This is a genomic window from Arthrobacter sp. TMS2-4 (assembly GCF_054511075.1).
This window is the reverse complement of the sequence record NZ_JBTNDI010000023.1, coordinates 1-15,328: the sequence shown is the minus strand read 5'-3', so window position 1 is coordinate 15,328 and position 15,328 is coordinate 1. Positions and strand designations below refer to the sequence as shown.

The following is a 15,328-nucleotide window of genomic DNA, read 5'->3' as shown; positions in this document are numbered from 1 at the left end:
GAGCGATACCCCGTAGGAGGATCCACTAGCAGGATCAGCCAGACGCTGCGTTGACTTTCCACCCCGCCAATCACCTGATCAGAACCCCGCCATCTTGGCGAAAAGTCACAGGCGATGCTGACGGTGATGTCGGCGTTCGCGCAGCTCGAGCGGGACCAGCTGGCCGAGCGCACCAGGGCAGGTATGGCCGTAGCCGCCGAGCACGGGAGGAGGGCAGGCCGGCGGGAGGTCACCGCCGAGCACGCGAAGGTTAGGCGTGCTCACGAGTTGAGGGCGCAGGGGCTGGGGCCAACGGATATCGGGAAGATCATCGGGGCCAGCCGGGCGACGGTGTACCGGTATCTCAGCTTGGGAGTCAATGAGCATCCTTGACTCCGTGCGTCACGGTCGGTGCTGAGTGTTCACCCAGTCGTTGTCGCGTGCGGCGGTGATTGCGGTAAATATAGGAGTGCAGTCAGCGACACAGGACTCCGCGGGGCGGCTTCAGTCCGGTCTGCTGTTATCAGGTCACGAGTAGAAGAGGTTCAGGGTCATGTCCGTAGATGATCTGCGTAGAATTGCTGTTGCCGCGGCGGATAAGGAAGCAGCGGCGTTTGAACTCGATCACGCGGACCTGAATTTGAAGGAAGCGGTGGTCGTTGCGTTGGAGCACGGCACACCCCCGGAGGTGATTGCCGAGGTCGCGGACCTTGACCCGGAGGAAGTCCTCGACCTCGTTCATGGTGCCGAGGAACCAACCCTGGAGGCAGTGGACGCCCTCAACTCAGCAGGGGTCCAGGCGCCAGCCACGGCGACGCCACCGCTGATCATCCAAGACGCAAGCTAACTGAGGCCGTCAACCCTCTTTTTTGGCTGTCGGGATGAAGCGCAGAAGGGGCACCCCCGTGACATGCGTGGGTGCCCCTTCCGTATGTTCCGGGTGGGGGTGTTACTTGCCCATCGGGCCGAAGGTGGCGTCGATATCTGCCATCTCGAGGTCGGCGGTGGCCTGGATCAGCGCGAGCAGCTCGGGGTCCAGTCCGGGCGCGAACTCCTCCAAACGCTCGGGGGCGATCTCCGACGGCACGCCCTCGGGGGCCTGCTCGCTGGCGTCGAGGGTGGTGCCGTCCTTCGACGGGGACAGCCCCTGGTAGATCTTGCCGGCCTCCGACTGGCCCTTGAGATCGAAGGTGTACTGCTTGCTCTGCAATCCGAGGTCGAGGAGTTTCTTGACCTCGGGGAACTGCTCGGCATTGGTCTTCGGGATGGGAAGAAGCGACTTCCAGTTCACCCCGAGGGTTTCGAGGGCCTTGGCGTAGCCGTTCTCGTGCGCCTGGTCGCGGACGATCAGGTAGGAAATCGTGGAACGCGCCGTCTTGTTGTCCGTCATCTCGTACATGCGGCACTTCTGCAGACGGCCGGTGGCTTCGAGCATCAGGTTGTACAGCAGGTCCAGTGGCAGGTTGCCGGAGTTGTAGACATAGCTGCCGCTCCACGGATTGCCGGCCGAATCCACCGGCATGGCGCCCTGTGCTCCCACGAGGTAGTGGTGGATGTTGCCCTCGGACAGAGCGAGGTTGAGGGGGATTGAACCGCCGGCGCCGGGGGTGTCCAGCGGGTCGTCCATCTTGCCCTGGTAGCGGGGTGAGCCGTCGAGGAGCCGGGCGATGGTGGTGCCGATCAGCTCCACATGGCTGATCTCCTCGGTGCCGATGCCCTGGATCAGGTCGCGGTAGGGTTTGGCCGCCGCGCCGCGGAAGTTCATGCTCTGGAACAGGTACTGCATCATGGTGCGCATCTCGCCGAACTGGCCGCCGAGTCCCTCCTGCAGGGCGTTCGCCGCTGCCGGGTCCGGCTCGTCGGGAATGATTTCGTTGATGAGCTGCTGGACGTGGAAGAACATAGGGCCTCCTAGTAGAAGGACGGACGAAAGACCGCCCTGCGTTTCACCCTTCACGGGCCACCCTGACAGCACAAGGGCAGGGACCAGGCAGCCCATCGCCTTGCGCTTTACACGAGAACGAGCACGGGTGCTCGTCGTTGATCAGTAGCTGGGGGCTCTCAGTTCTGAGCGATGGGGATATTAGCGCCTGATGCGAGTCGTCGTGGATGGCGGTGGTGATATCGGAGAGGAAGCCCCGCACCTCGCTGTCAAAAGCACCATCGCCGGGCCCACACACTGTCTATCGGACCGGCCCCACCGGGCAGGGTAAGCCGGGTGTCACTCAGCCTCTGGGGTGATGTCCTTGAAGTAGCGCGCGACAGGCCACCGCTCGAAACCGGCTCCCTCGTACACACGGCGTGCAGGCGCGTGGCCGGGGTCATCGCCCGTCTCGACCATCATCATGCTCATGCCGTTTGATCTGGCTCGTGCGATGGAATACTGCATGAGCGCGGCTCCCACCCCTTTTCCTTGGTGCGGTGGGTCGACGGCGAGGACGTACACCTCACCCATAGTGTCCTCGGGGTGAAGGCGGGTGCAGACCCAGCCGGCAGGGCGACCGTCGATCAGCGCGACGTCCACGTTCTCCGGCTCGGCGTCCAGCGTGGTGCTCAAATCCTCGAATTGCCGCTTGCGCCACCCCTCGGGATAGAAGGCCTTGTAGACGAACGCCGGCACAGCCGGTTCGAGTAGCGGGAAGACGGGTGCCCACGCACGCAGTGAGAGAGCGAGGAGCGGTTCGCGATGTCCTGCGGTGAACGGAACGATCTGCACGCAGCAAGACTATCCACCGCACACGCAGGATGAGCGGATGGATGAGTGAGGCGCCGGATTCCTGATTGTCCTGAACGAGGTTGTCACACTCACTTGTCTGGTCCGGGAATCGGGTACTGGCCTTGACCTCGGTTCGTGGACATGGGTTAAGGCCACTCCCTTAGTCCATCGGTGAGTCCATCGGTAGCCGGGACCTTGCGAGGAACGGCTTCGGGTGATGATTGGCGTTAGTCGGGTCCCGACTCCGAGGAGGGTATCTTCGAGGGCGGGTTAGTTCGCGGGGGGTCCAGAAGTGTCGGGTTCGAGCGCAGGGCGAGATACGCCTGCGTGAACAGAGATGCTTCCGTGGTGAGATCTCGTAAGAAGCGGCGGTTGCTGGTGATGGTCGGTGCGCTGCCTGTCCGGAGGAGGTCACCATCGACTGTGGCCTGAGCGTGCACGGTGATTGCATGGAGTTGCAGGGCGCCGACGCTCAGCGCGTGAGTGTGCAGGCTGGTCATGGCGGCGGCTGTCTGTTCGGGATCCATCGCGGCGAAGGCCTCATGGATGGTGTGGACGCGCTGCGGTAGGCCTGCCTGGAAGCGGTCGAGGAACCCCAGGGCGTCCTCTGGTGAGTTGAGATCGACCGCCAGCGCAGAGACAACACGGAGGTCCAAGACGGGCATCATGGAACTCATCTTTCCCTAACCTGCGGGGGTGCTGCGGGGGTCTTTCGCCCCTACCGGCGTGCGCCATGAATCATGAGCCGGGTGGTTCCACGAGGATGGCGGGTCGAGAGCGGGCGGCCGCCGGCACCCGCACACTGGACAGATACGGTTTGCGCCACCGCTGATGGGCCGGTCCGTGGAGTGCAGGTGGACAAAGTAATCAGGATCAGCCCGAGTGACTGCGCCACCAGCATGAGGATGCTGCGTGGACCGTCGAAGGAGTTCGGCGTAAGGGCTGGGTTATGTGAGCGGCCATACCCGTCGCCAGATGTGAGACTCGCAGCTGAAGAGAGGCATTTAAGCACAGCTCCCAGTACGGCCGCCATCACAATGTTTCAACACCGAGGCCAGCTGCCTAGTCGGGGCAGAGCAGCTTACGCTTCGAGGGACTCGGGGTTCAGAAAGCGGCCTTGGGTAGCGCCGATGTTAGGCACCCATGGAAACCTCGAATCCCTACCCCGTTGTATCCAGTACCGTTCTCACCCCGGAATCCAGTGAGGTACATGCCGAGCCGCAGCGTGGCCTCCCCAACCCGAGCCCCGCGATCGCTGTGATGGCCTCCGATCGTATGCTCGAGGCGCTCGAGCAGGCGTGGGAGGTGGAGGAGCCGAAGTTCACCGCGGCTGAATGTGCCGGCATGTCCATCCAGCGGTTGCGCCGACTGTGCGATGCAGCGTTTGCCGCGCTGGACGCTGATTTCCCGGCCTGGGGTGCCCGAGACGAGTACGGGATTCTAAGCGCGGAACTCGCGATTCGCGCACAGGCTCCAAAGGACAGGCGGACGTCCGCCCACTAATGTGGGCGTTCGGCTTACCGACTGTGGTCGACTCTAGTTATGGACGGAGCCACCCGAGAGGCGGGGTGGTCACAGGTCCCGGAAGAGTTCCTGCAGTGCCCGATCGCGGACCGCGTGTTGGTTCTGGAGCTGGTCCTGGCGGGTGAGTGTCACGGCCCGGTCGATGATTTCCTGGGCGATGACGACGACCTTGCGGTTGACTTGCTGGCTGTGGGAGCTGATCTGCTGGAATGCTTCGGTCGCGGTGAGGCCCGCGCGGCCCATGAGGATGCCTTTGGCCTGTTCGATGACGGATCGGCGGAGGGCGGACGCGGCGACGGCTTCGTTGGCGAGCTGGGTCCGGTCGGCGTGGATGGAGCGGGTGAGGTCTACGACCAGCGCCCACGCCCCGACAGGCTCGGTGTCCTCGATGATCAGGTCGGCGGAGATGAGGAGTTTGCGGGTGCTGCCGTGGAGGTCGCGCAGGGACGCGTAGACCGAGGATGGTCCGCCGACGCTTGTGACCTTGGTCCAGAACGCCCGGACGGCGTCCCGGTCGGCGGGGTCGAAGTGGGACATGCCCAGTTCCAGGGTGGGGACGATGTCGCCGCGTTCGTAGCCGTGGATCCGGTACAGCTCGTCCGACCAGGTGTAGGTGTCGTCGGCGAAGTAGTGCTCGACAGTGCCGGTCGGGCAGTCGATGAAGTACTCGACACTGGATACAGCGTCAGACATGGCTCCGGACAGGGGCGCGGAGGGATCAAGGGTGGAGGTCATGGGGAAGCCGTTCGACGTGCTCTGATCCGGGCTAGCGTCTTAACTCGAACCTCACAGGAGACTACCAAGACCCGGCTACTCCGCGGCTGCATCACCGCCGACTCGGCCGCTCGTCCACGGGCCCGCCCGCGGCAGGCTCAAACAAGGGGGTGCCGTGCTGAGTTCCCTCCGATGGCCGGCTGCTTGACGACCGGAGGGACTCCCACGTTCGTGCGCGAGGCTCGTCGGTGTATTCCGGCTGAGGCCCGCGGACGGATCCGGGGACATCGTTAGGGGTAAGCCCAGTATGCGCCCCGGAATATGCAGTGCCGCCCGAGGCGCCATCAAGATCAGATGTGTTTATCGCTGTAGGAACCGGTAGGCGTTCTTCAGCGTGTGGTGTTTTTGCCGGGGAGTTCGCCGCTGTTGATGAGGTGGTCGGCGACGTTCCAGAGCTTGATGTGGGCGCGCTGACTGGCTATGGATAGCACGATGAACGCCTGCTCGCCGGTGATCTTGTGGCGTTCCATGAGGATGCCTTTGGCTTGGCCGATGACATCTCTGGAATTGACCGCATTGTAGAGTTGCTGGGTCTTCTCGGCCTGGGCGAAGGCGACGGCGGCGTGGGAGGCGACGAGCAGGCCGATGTTCTCGGACTCGTCAGTGAACGCGTCGGCCTCGTAGGAGTAGAGGTTCAGGGCGCCCAGGTCATCGCCTTCGACCCACAGCTGGATGGAGAGCATGCCTTTGGCTCCGGCCTCGGTGGCGCGCTTGGCGAAGAGCGGCCACCGCGTCTCGGCCGCCATGTTGGGAACCCGTACCGTCCGGTGCTCGTAGGCTGCTTCCAGGCATGGGCCCTCGCCGGTCTCCTCCTGCAGGGCGTCGATGCGCTCGGGAAGATTCCCGGACGGGGCGCGGGATCCGATGTTCTTGCGTCCCAGGACGACACTGACGGAGGCCTCATCGACCCCGGGAATCAGATCGAGGGCCGCGTGGACGAACCCGCCCAGGATCGCGTCCGAGTCCGGCTCCTGCTGCAGTGACCGAGTGAGCTCCGCAAGCTCTGTAGCGAGATCACGCTTCCGTTCCCCGCCCTCGTGGTGTGAGGACGGCATCCCCCGGTTCACCCCGAGTTCCTCATCCATCTTTAACACCTTCTAGAAGTAGGGTCACGAGCAGTACAGGCGGTGATGCGCTCACTGTACTGCTCAGCCTCGGACGCCGGAACCCGCACCGGTACACGAGGCTGAACCAATGAGGGCTCGGCATCTGCCGTCGATGAAGCCTTCCTGACCGTGCAGGCTTCTATGGGGAGATCGGCGTCTGTACGTGTGCGCGGTTCATCGTTCTCCAGGAACCTTGAGTCCTTGACGACCCGCTACGCGCAAGCCACCATTCGCTGGAGCGTGAGGGGAACACGGATGTGCTCAAGGGCCCGGTCATGACGTACCCGGGTCACTTCGTCGGACTTAGTCGTCGAGGTCGAAGTCGAGGTCCAGGCATTCGGGGCTGGTGAGTTCCCGCCACGTCGAAGTAATCCCGGCGGTGGGTAGCGCCGCGGCGATGGGCATACTGTCGACGGCGATGAGCTGTGCCAGGTCCAGTCCGGTCAGCGCCGCGATGTCCCAGATCGGCACCTGGAAGGTGCGGAACGGGCCCAGCGGGGGAGCGTCACCGTCATCCACCGCACCCGGGCGCGGCACATCCGGCAGGTCTTTCAGCTGCGGTGTCTGATCCACGACGTAACCCGTCGCGGCCAACGCCCCGCCGAAGAGGAACACCGCGACCTTGAAGAAGCGCAGAGGAATCTCCACACCCCGGTACACGGGGTCGACGTCGCTGAAGACGGGTCCGGTGAAGACGATCAAACGCCGGCCGTGGTCGGCGGCGTTCTCCAGAAGATACGTCTCCAGGCCCAGCCACAGCTCCAGGCCCTGATTGAACTTCGCGGCCTGCGGGGCGGCGTTGGTGTAGTGGAAGGTGTCCTCGTTGGCCTGGGCAGCTTCGGCCCGGGTGTCACCCCAGACGGCGGAGGCCCGGCGGACGAGGTGCCCGCGGTCGATGTCGTTGCGTGCGTAGACCCGTTCCCCGGTCTGCTGATCCTCCGACAGCCTCGGATCCAACCGCCACTCGATGCCGGACCGGTCGAGGTCCATGAGCTTCTCCCCGTCGATGCCGAGTGCGGTGACCGCGGCGAGGCGCTTATCCAAGCGCATCAGGACGGAGAAGTGGGTGTAGGGCAGCAGGATCGTGTCGACATCGTCCAGGAAGGGAACCGGTACCTGGCGGCCGAGGAACTGCTCGTCGAAGCCCGCACGGGTAGACAGGTCCTCGGTCGTACCGGCGGTACCGGCAATACCGGCGGGGACGATGATGCGAGGCTCGGGCAGGGCGGCATCCATCGGCCGACGGTACCAGCGGCACGTGACAAGCGGATGAACGCGCCCACCAGAGCCCATGCCGCTGTCCATCAGGCGCCACCTCCCACCAAGAGAAACGTCGCCGGACCGGAGATCGCCCCGCACGACCTGATGCCCCAGCACATCGAAGCCCACGTATCACCTCGACTCCAGCCAGGGGGCACTGGGCAGTACTGCCTTCCCGCCTTGACCTGCCCCGCCCCATCCATGATCAACTAGTCAGTAGGCTTACTAGTTGGTCAAGAAGCCGGCCAACCCCTAAGCCTCTCGGGCAGGAGTCGGAATCGCTTGATGCATTAGTCCGACTCCTGCCCCCGCTTCTCGCCTCAATCCTCCCTGCCGGCGGACTGGATCGACGGACCGACCGTGCGGGCGCGCAGGCATCTTCACCGGGGACGGAAGTAGGTGCTCCAGCGGTGCGATGACCTACAAGAGGGCGCTCCGACGAATAAGGCAAGCAGGCTTACTATCAGTGTGCTTAGATATATGTGTACGTGGAGGCGATGCCTTCGCGAAGGAGTTATGAAGAGGCTCTTTCACCGCCCGGATCCGGGCGAACGATCATTGTGCCGCTGTTCCGGCCTTCCACCGTTGATGTCCCGACGCTCCGTCGGGGGCGCACCTCGGAGAAGGTTCCGACGAAGCGGCACGTGGATGACTGAGATGAAAGAAGATCTGACATGGCAGAGAACAATACTTCTGGGGCGAGTACGCCCAGCAGCCGCAGGAACGACGTCGTCGCTGCGGAGAAGGAACGCTTCGGCGGCATCAAGTGGGGCTCGGCGTTCTTCGGCTGGCTCACCGCCATCGGACTGACCGTCCTGCTCAGCGCCCTCGCCACCGCCGTCGGTGCAGGCGTCGGGGCCTCAAACACCAGCGGCGCCTCGGACGCCGCGAACCAGGCCACCCAGAACGCCGAAACCATCGGGATCGTCAGTGGGATCGTTCTCGCGATCATCCTGTTCCTGGCCTACTACTGCGGCGGGTACGTCGCCGGGCGCATGGCCCGCTTCGACGGTGTGAAGCAGGGCGTCGCCGTATGGGTGTGGGGCATCATCATCGCGATCATCGTCGCGATCCTCGCCGCCATCGCCGGCGACCAGTTCAACGTCCTCTCCAGCATCGGCGGCGCCCCGCAGATCCCCGTCGACGGCAGCCTGCTGACCGCCAGCGGCCTCATCGCCCTGGCGATCGCCGTCCTGGTCCCCCTAATCGGGGCCATCCTCGGCGGCAAGGCCGGCATGCGCTTCCACCGCAAGGTCGACCAGGCCGGCATCGACCACCAGGCCGGCATCAGCCACTAACAGCTGGCTTTCAGCCCCACGTCGGCATCACACCAGCACGACCAGCGGCCCCGGCCAGCCCCCGGACGGGGCCGGCGCTCGGCTACAGCCCTACCCATACCGGGAGGGATGCGGGTACGACTGCCCGGTTTCTTCCAGAAGGAGATCTCATGATCACGCAGAACGACATCGACACCATCCTTTCCGGCCGCGGCCACGTCCTGGACTCCCACGGAGCCAAGATCGGATCCGTCGGCCAGGTGTACCTGGATGACCAGACGCAGGACCCGAGCTGGGTCACCGTCAAGACCGGCCTGTTCGGCACCTCGGAGTCCTTCGCGCCCCTGCAGGGCGCGAACGTCAACGGCAACGATGTGACCATTGGGTACACCAAGGACCAGGTCAAGGACGCACCCCGCATCGAATCCGACGGCGACCTGAGCCCCGAAGAAGAGAACCGCCTCTACCGCCACTACGGCCTCTCCGGCCACACCACGGAGACCCCCGGCACCGCCGGCACCACGGGCGGGGACTTCCTCGACAGCGACACCACCTCGGGGACCACGAGCGGGACTGTCGGCTACGAGTCCGGGTTCCAGTCCGGCGACGAGCGTCGCGACCGCTCGAACACCACGGTCGGCCATGACACCTCCGGCCCCACCACCGATGACGCGATGACCCGCTCCGAGGAGCAGCTCCACGTCGGTACCGAGCGCCGCGAAGCCGGCCGCGCCCGTCTGCGGAAGTACGTCGTCACCGAGAATGTCACCAAGACGGTCCCCGTGACGCACGAAGAGGTCCGCGTCGAGCGTGAGCCCATCACCGACGCCAACCGCGGCGACGCCCTCGCCGGCCCGTCGATCAGCGAAGAGGAACACGAAGTCGTCCTCCACGCCGAGCGTCCCGTGGTCGAGAAGGAAGCCGTTCCGGTCGAGCGCGTCCGCCTCGACAAGGAAACCGTCACCGCCCAGGAAACCGTCACCGAAGAGGTCCGCAAGGAAAAGATCGCAATCCTCGACGCCGACGGCACCGACATCGACGGCACCAAGAACAAGCGCTAAAACCCAGCGCTCACCACACGAACCACAAGACTCACGCTAATGGTGGGGTGCTGCGAGAGCAGCACCCCACCATTAGTCCTTAACACCATGAGTCGCCGGGCCGACTAGGTAAGGGTTGCGGGACCATGCACCCGGGCTTCGCTGAACCGGGCAGAGCCAGGGACGTCGTCCTTCAATCGTCGACCCCTGATGGGAGACGGGTAGACTCCGATTACTAAGGGTGCTGATTATTCGGGTCTCAGCCGCACCTCGGTGGAGGGGTTGTGACATGACGAGGTGCATGGGTGTGAGGCTCTGATGGACGGGCACGTGCAGATCAGGATGACCACCCTCGCCCTCGTAGAAGCGAATCTGAGCATCGACGATGTGTGGGTCCGGTACTACGGGTTGGGAGGTGTTATTTCTGCCGTCGAGCTGCAGGCCTATCTGGCCGGCCTGTTGTCTCTGCCCTCGGGGGAGCGGAACCTGGTGGCTGAGGCGACGAATGAGTTGCTCGAGCTGACACCGGTGCAGATCCGGGTGCCGGTCGACGCCGACGATGCAGCGGCGCAATCGGGTGGGGACTCCCGGAGGGAGCTCGGCGCCGCCGGCGCGTTCCTGTTCAGTGCCGGAGAGCAGGAGGATGAGCGCCTGGCCGCCGTGGAGCGGACGCACCTGCTTGATTCCCTGCCTGAGGACCGGTTCGACCGATACACGCAGCAGGCCAGAAACTACTTCCAGGTCAGCTCCTCGACCATCGCCCTGCTCGATGACCGGCGCATGTTCCTCAAATCGGTGCTCGGACCCCTCGCGCAGGACCTGCCGCGGGACATCACGTTCTGTCATACGACGATCCGCAGCGCCGGACCTCTGATCGTCAAGGACGCACTGGAGGACGAACGATTCCGCACTAACCCCCTTGTGACCGGGGATCCCTTCATCCGCTTCTACGCCGGTTACCCGCTGCGGGGCCCGCGCGGGTGGACCGTCGGTGCGCTCTGCGTCATCGACCAGAAACCGCGTGACTTCACCGCCAAGGACGGGAAGTTCCTGCGCACACTGGCCGGCCTCGTCGAGGACGAGATCAACGACTGATCATCACCAGTCCCGCCTGGACGCCCGGCCGGTGCCACTTGCGGATGACACAGCCAGCTGCGTCGACTCCGGTTACTAAGGCCGGGACTACTCTGAGGCCCCGGACGGGGTTGCGGCGAAGTGGGTGCGGATCGGGCCTGTCTGGCCGAGAGAGGCCAGGATGCCTTCGGAGAGGTCCTTGAGCTTCACGTTCCTCGAGTTCGATGCCCGCCGCAGGATGCCAATGGCTTCGTCCTGTCCGCACCGGTTCTGCGCCATGATCGCGCCGACGGCCATATCGATGGCGGTACGGGACTCCATCGCGCTCTGGCGGTTCCGCGCTTCCTCGCCGAGGTGCGCGATCCGCACGGCAAGACGCAGCGACCGCGAGGCATCACGCGCGAGACCCTCGGCGACCAAGATCCCCTTCACGTCGAAGGTATGCGCTTCAGTGGAGTAGAAATCCAGACCCGCACTGGCCCCTGCATCGAGTCTGATCGGGATGCCCAACGCGGAACGGATGCCGTTCGCGGCGATGGCCTTCCGGTACTCCGGGAAACGGGTCTCCGCCAGGAAGTCAGCGACATGCACGGTTTCCCCCTCGCGGGCGGCGCGAAGGCACGGACCGTCGTCGAATCCGAGCTGAATCTCGTCCATCCGCTGTGCTTCCTCGCTACTGCTGGCGACCGACACATTGGAGTGCGGCCGCAGCAGCGTCACCCCGCAGAACACTTCCCCGTACGCGCCGGAGAAAGCTTCGGAGGCCACGGTCACCAGGCCGGTCAGGAACTCCTGGACGTCATCGCTTTCCATCACCAGGTCCTGCAACAGTGCGGTCACAGTGTCCTGCTCGACTTCGCGAGCAAGCTCCCGTTCATCCGGCACGATGGCCTCCTGATTCTCCTGGTCCGAAACGACACGTGCGGACCCCGCCACCAGAGAGACGGAGCCACCCCCAAGAGTACGGCCACGGCATACGGTGCCGCGTCGCGGTCAAAGAGCTCCACCGTCACGCCGCGAGTGGGGCCCAAAGGATTGAGCTCACGCAATCCACCAGTAGGCGATCCTCCTGAGGTCTGACTTCAAGGTGTTGCGTCAGCGGCCAATACCTCGTGCATTTGCGCAGAATCCCGCTTGCGGGCGCTCAGATCGGCTTCCTCAGGTGTCGAATCGTGCGCCTTCGGGCCGGGGCCGGCGGATGGCGAGCAGGAGCAGGATGAAGGGACCGGGCGGGATCAGCGCGAGCAGAACCCACCGGCCCGAGAGGTTCGAGTCGTGAAGGCGGCGGACTGCGACGGTGAAGCCGGGGACGATCGTGCCGATCAGCCAGAGAGCGGCGATTATGAGAGATAACGCCGCAACGGGCGAACTGGGCGCGTCGGTCGGGGAGACGTCGATTAATTCGATGTTCGCGAAGAGTGCAGACCCAAACGGACCGACAGACAAGGTCGGTTGCGATGTCCGATCCGAAAAGGGTGCCGGAACGAGTAGCTGCGTCGTAGCTAGGACGAGGACATTGATGAGCATCCACCACCAGTACTCGCTCCGGCTTGCCCGCCCTCGGAGCTGAAAAGCCCTGCCTGCGAATCTGCCCATCGCCTGTGGAGGTGAACTCCCCGGCAGGGGAGCAGCGTCCATTGCGGTTTCCTGGGTATGCGCCACGGGTGATCCCCTTGCTACCGTCGAGCGTGCTTATCTGCCCGTTACCGAGTACTCCCCGTTCAGTTGTTCCGCGAGTCCTTCGATGTCCCAGGTCGTCGGTTCGCCGGTGGCCACGTCGGTCACATCGACCACCATCCAGTTGCTGCCGCGGGCGAGGTGCACCTCACCCTGGTCCGAGCCAGTCCAGATGTCGAGGGCCGTCTGGAGAGCGTCCTCGTCGGGGTACAGGTCGATCTGCACGTTCTCTGCGCACAGCTTCTGTTCGGATGTCAGCGCGCCTCCGTCTGCCGGCACGATCGGCTCACCTGCCGGCTCGGCGTTGCACCCCAACACCTCGTCCACGGCGGCGTACGCCTCGTCCATTGAGGTGAACGCCGGTAGGGCTTCGGTGTCCGCGTGCCCTGGGGTAGCGCAGCCGGCGAGTGACCCGACTGTGAGGGCGGTGGCTATTGCAGTACACAGAGAACGTCGTTGTTCCATAGTTGTTTCCCCCAAATGACTAGTGAACGCACTCTTCCAGAACCCGGCCGATAGGTGAAGCATCGGGTCGAATTCGGCACGCAAGCCGCGGTATCCCCCGCCGAGCGATCCCTCACCGGCCGTTCTGGTGCTACTCGGTAAGCCAAGATCCGAGCCGCTTACCCTGCTCCTCGGTCAACCAAAAAGAGATCGACTGCTCACCCTCCGAGGTCTCGAGTCCCACGTCGATAGAGAATCCAGACTCACTACCGATGGTCGGACTCAGGCCAAGCGATTGAACTAGTGGTTCAGTGGGAAGATCCTGCCCCATCAGTATCGTGACGGGACCTGCATACGTTTCCGCTAGGAGGGCCCTCACTGGTGTATCCGAATTGGCCATCCACCGCGTCCCAGCCTCCAACTGGTCCTTATGGCCCGAACAAACAGGCACCCCGTGGCCCGAATAAGGTGCCGACGTGAACGAACTCGTTGAAGGTTCGAGACAGCGCAGTACGGAGCAAGCATTCATGAGCAGGATCGTACCTCTAAGCAAGAACAAACAGCCGGGCGCTTACTCGTGAGCGAGAGCAACGTTCGTAAGCCGATCGACCCGCGCATCCGCAGGTCTGCGTGTCACAGGTGCATGTGGACGTGTGCCCACCGCCCGCCGAGGCCGGAGCGCAGTGCTCGCAGCATCTCGGTGACGACCTCCGGAAATGTTCCCGCGGTCACGACCGCGACTCGACCGACGACCGCTGAACCGGTCGTGTCCTGATCCCCTATCAGGCCATGTCCACCGCAGGAGGCGCAGCTGAGCACCGGCTCCCTTCTGGTCTCGTACCAGCCTTTGAAGGAACTCCAGAACGCGTCTTCGTCGAACTCCTCGCCGCACGTGCGGCACGACGGCGGTCCGGCGCTCTCCATGGCGAGGAACATCCGGTGGAACACGTCCGTGGGAGATCGAGATACGACGGCGATCGTCTTCCACCAGCTCGGCTTTGGGCTGCTGGAGTGGTGGTGCCAGGCCGACTGCCATGCCGGGCCGGCCTGGTCGACGATCGCGTCAGGCCAACGGTCATCTCCGGCACGTTCATCCGGCTCGGCAAGGCCACAGCTGCGCAGGAACTCCCTGACCTCGCGCACCCTCTGCTCGGCAGTGTCCTCGGTGGCGTCGAGATCGACGAACTGCTCACGGCTATCTCCCATGCGTCTCATCCTCGCGGCAGAGCGGTCACTGTCAACTCCGGGATGGACCGACTCGACAGACGTCATCTTCTCGGACCCATCGGACGAAGCACAGCCCTTCGCCCGCGCTTCGCATCTCCACTCTTCACGCGTCCCGGCTGGAGGCCCCCGGCGGACTACCCCTTGGACGATGGGGCCCGAGCGGGGGATCGGTTGCGGGGCGGTTTGGCTACGACCCGGCACGCCGATACTCGCGGATCTTCATACCCTGATGTTCTGCTGAGCCCTAGCGGCGGTCGCGTGTCCGGGCGTACCGGCGGGCAAGATCGTTCAGGGCGAGCGTGGCGATGATGATCGACACCGCCACGGCGGCCAGGCCCACGTAGAGCCCGGTCAGCATGGCCATCGGCGAACTCGCATCGGCCAGGAACCTGATCCCGCCGACGGCTCCGACCACCCAGAACAGGGCGACAGCGCTGACCGCAATGAGGGACGGCAAAGCATCCCGATTGTCCCTGAGCCAGTGTGATGGTCGTGCCCTGTTGATCCCCATGAGTGCCATGTTCCAATTCTCCGGTGACAGAACGACCCGAAGGCCGGAAACACGTACCGGAACGGTCACAGTTCATGCGGCCTGTGCACTCAGGTCCGGTGTTCCACACACCGATGACCGTGCGGGGCGCCCGGCGGGTGTGGGGTGCCGGGTGCCGGAGTAAGGCCGCAGCCCACCCACAGGCGGACGGCTTTGAGCTCCACCCTTCGGGCTCTACCCGCCCACAGATGGATGACCGGCATGACGATCTCCGCCGGACCCGACTCATAACCCCTTGGCCCCCGTACCCTCCTTGGCCTCGTTGCCCCGCTGCCCGGGGTGCCGCGATGAGCTCTGCCATCCCCGTGAGGACCGGCTCGTACTGGATGTCTCCACGCCGACGAGGAGGCTGTGCACATCCACCGCTCGCTCGAGGCGTGGTTTCCGGTGTCGGCGGCGTGGTGGGTGTGTGCAGATGGTCAGGATGGTTCCTGCTGTCCATCTGGGCGCGGGACAAGCAGCGAAGCGTGGGGAGCTTGTGCCGTGCCCCTATGGGCAGGAGGCGCACCACGCTTATCGCCCGGAACCGCCCTTGATTCTCCGGAGCTTTGTGCACTGGCCGGAAACATTGGCGACCTCAACCGGTCAATGCACCACCTGGGATTCTGAGGGTATCGCGGACTGGTTGGAGGTGAGGTGGGTTTGGTAAAGGTCGTTGGAGGTGGCCCATTTCAGGACCT

The 15,328-nt window shown here is 64.4% G+C and carries 17 protein-coding genes; 6 read left to right on the top strand and 11 right to left on the bottom strand.

Annotation, left to right across the window (positions count from 1 at the left end):
• Positions 1–114 precede the first annotated feature (114 nt).
• Together ACX80F_RS16540 and ACX80F_RS16535 are read left to right on the top strand one after the other, a co-directional pair.
• Entirely contained in the window at positions 115–372 is a 258-nt protein-coding gene (locus tag ACX80F_RS16540; RefSeq protein ID WP_459337476.1) for a recombinase family protein, read from the top strand.
• A 160-nt stretch (positions 373–532) separates the two neighbouring features.
• Positions 533–826, top strand: a complete 294-nt coding sequence (locus ACX80F_RS16535) for a hypothetical protein (RefSeq protein WP_459337475.1) — start codon at positions 533–535, stop codon at positions 824–826.
• Positions 827–928: 102 nt separating this feature from the next.
• Here ACX80F_RS16535 and ACX80F_RS16530 read toward each other — a convergent pair whose 3' ends face one another.
• From ACX80F_RS16530 to ACX80F_RS16520, 3 genes are all read right to left on the bottom strand, one after another.
• Positions 929–1,882, bottom strand: a complete 954-nt coding sequence (locus tag ACX80F_RS16530; protein WP_459337474.1) for a manganese catalase family protein — start codon at positions 1,880–1,882, stop codon at positions 929–931.
• A gap of 318 nt (positions 1,883–2,200) precedes the next feature.
• Positions 2,201–2,695, bottom strand: coding sequence for a GNAT family N-acetyltransferase (locus ACX80F_RS16525; protein ID WP_459337473.1), 495 nt, complete (start codon positions 2,693–2,695; stop codon positions 2,201–2,203).
• Between the two features lie 227 nt (positions 2,696–2,922).
• Complete coding sequence (locus ACX80F_RS16520; protein ID WP_459337472.1) at positions 2,923–3,363, bottom strand: hypothetical protein; 441 nt, start codon at positions 3,361–3,363, stop codon at positions 2,923–2,925.
• 475 nt (positions 3,364–3,838) lie between these two features.
• Between ACX80F_RS16520 and ACX80F_RS16515 the strand changes: the two genes are divergently transcribed.
• Positions 3,839–4,198 carry a hypothetical protein gene (locus tag ACX80F_RS16515; RefSeq protein ID WP_459337471.1) on the top strand — a complete coding sequence of 120 codons (360 nt, stop codon included), beginning with the start codon at positions 3,839–3,841 and terminating at the stop codon, positions 4,196–4,198.
• 69 nt (positions 4,199–4,267) lie between these two features.
• Here ACX80F_RS16515 and ACX80F_RS16510 read toward each other — a convergent pair whose 3' ends face one another.
• The 3 genes from ACX80F_RS16510 to ACX80F_RS16500 all read right to left on the bottom strand — a co-directional run bounded on the left by ACX80F_RS16510 (position 4,268) and on the right by ACX80F_RS16500 (position 7,335).
• Positions 4,268–4,954, bottom strand: coding sequence for an ANTAR domain-containing protein (locus ACX80F_RS16510; RefSeq protein WP_459337470.1), 687 nt, complete (start codon positions 4,952–4,954; stop codon positions 4,268–4,270).
• A 368-nt stretch (positions 4,955–5,322) separates the two neighbouring features.
• Complete coding sequence (locus ACX80F_RS16505; protein WP_459337469.1) at positions 5,323–6,078, bottom strand: GAF and ANTAR domain-containing protein; 756 nt, start codon at positions 6,076–6,078, stop codon at positions 5,323–5,325.
• 324 nt (positions 6,079–6,402) lie between these two features.
• Positions 6,403–7,335 carry a DNA/RNA non-specific endonuclease gene (locus tag ACX80F_RS16500; protein ID WP_459337468.1) on the bottom strand — a complete coding sequence of 311 codons (933 nt, stop codon included), beginning with the start codon at positions 7,333–7,335 and terminating at the stop codon, positions 6,403–6,405.
• Positions 7,336–8,033: 698 nt separating this feature from the next.
• On the opposite strand from ACX80F_RS16500, the gene ACX80F_RS16495 reads away from it, so the two are divergent.
• The 3 genes from ACX80F_RS16495 (at position 8,034) to ACX80F_RS16485 (ending at position 10,771) form a co-directional block, all read left to right on the top strand.
• On the top strand, positions 8,034–8,657 hold the full coding sequence (locus ACX80F_RS16495) for a hypothetical protein (protein WP_459337467.1): 624 nt from the start codon (positions 8,034–8,036) through the stop codon (positions 8,655–8,657).
• Positions 8,658–8,806: 149 nt separating this feature from the next.
• Positions 8,807–9,697, top strand: a complete 891-nt coding sequence (locus ACX80F_RS16490; RefSeq protein WP_459337466.1) for a YsnF/AvaK domain-containing protein — start codon at positions 8,807–8,809, stop codon at positions 9,695–9,697.
• A gap of 309 nt (positions 9,698–10,006) precedes the next feature.
• Complete coding sequence (locus ACX80F_RS16485; RefSeq protein ID WP_459337465.1) at positions 10,007–10,771, top strand: GAF domain-containing protein; 765 nt, start codon at positions 10,007–10,009, stop codon at positions 10,769–10,771.
• 87 nt (positions 10,772–10,858) lie between these two features.
• On the opposite strand, the gene ACX80F_RS16480 is transcribed toward ACX80F_RS16485, so the two are convergent.
• The 5 genes from ACX80F_RS16480 to ACX80F_RS16460 form a co-directional block, all read right to left on the bottom strand.
• The gene (locus ACX80F_RS16480) at positions 10,859–11,635 is read right to left on the bottom strand and encodes an ANTAR domain-containing protein (protein ID WP_459337464.1); all 777 of its coding nucleotides are present in this window, start codon (positions 11,633–11,635) and stop codon (positions 10,859–10,861) included.
• Between the two features lie 273 nt (positions 11,636–11,908).
• Entirely contained in the window at positions 11,909–12,346 is a 438-nt protein-coding gene (locus ACX80F_RS16475; RefSeq protein WP_459337477.1) for a DUF805 domain-containing protein, read from the bottom strand.
• A gap of 96 nt (positions 12,347–12,442) precedes the next feature.
• The gene (locus ACX80F_RS16470; protein WP_459337463.1) at positions 12,443–12,775 is read right to left on the bottom strand and encodes a hypothetical protein; all 333 of its coding nucleotides are present in this window, start codon (positions 12,773–12,775) and stop codon (positions 12,443–12,445) included.
• A gap of 729 nt (positions 12,776–13,504) precedes the next feature.
• Positions 13,505–14,077, bottom strand: coding sequence for a hypothetical protein (locus ACX80F_RS16465; protein WP_459337462.1), 573 nt, complete (start codon positions 14,075–14,077; stop codon positions 13,505–13,507).
• Between the two features lie 265 nt (positions 14,078–14,342).
• The gene (locus ACX80F_RS16460) at positions 14,343–14,618 is read right to left on the bottom strand and encodes a hypothetical protein (protein WP_459337461.1); all 276 of its coding nucleotides are present in this window, start codon (positions 14,616–14,618) and stop codon (positions 14,343–14,345) included.
• Positions 14,619–15,328: the final 710 nt, after the last annotated feature.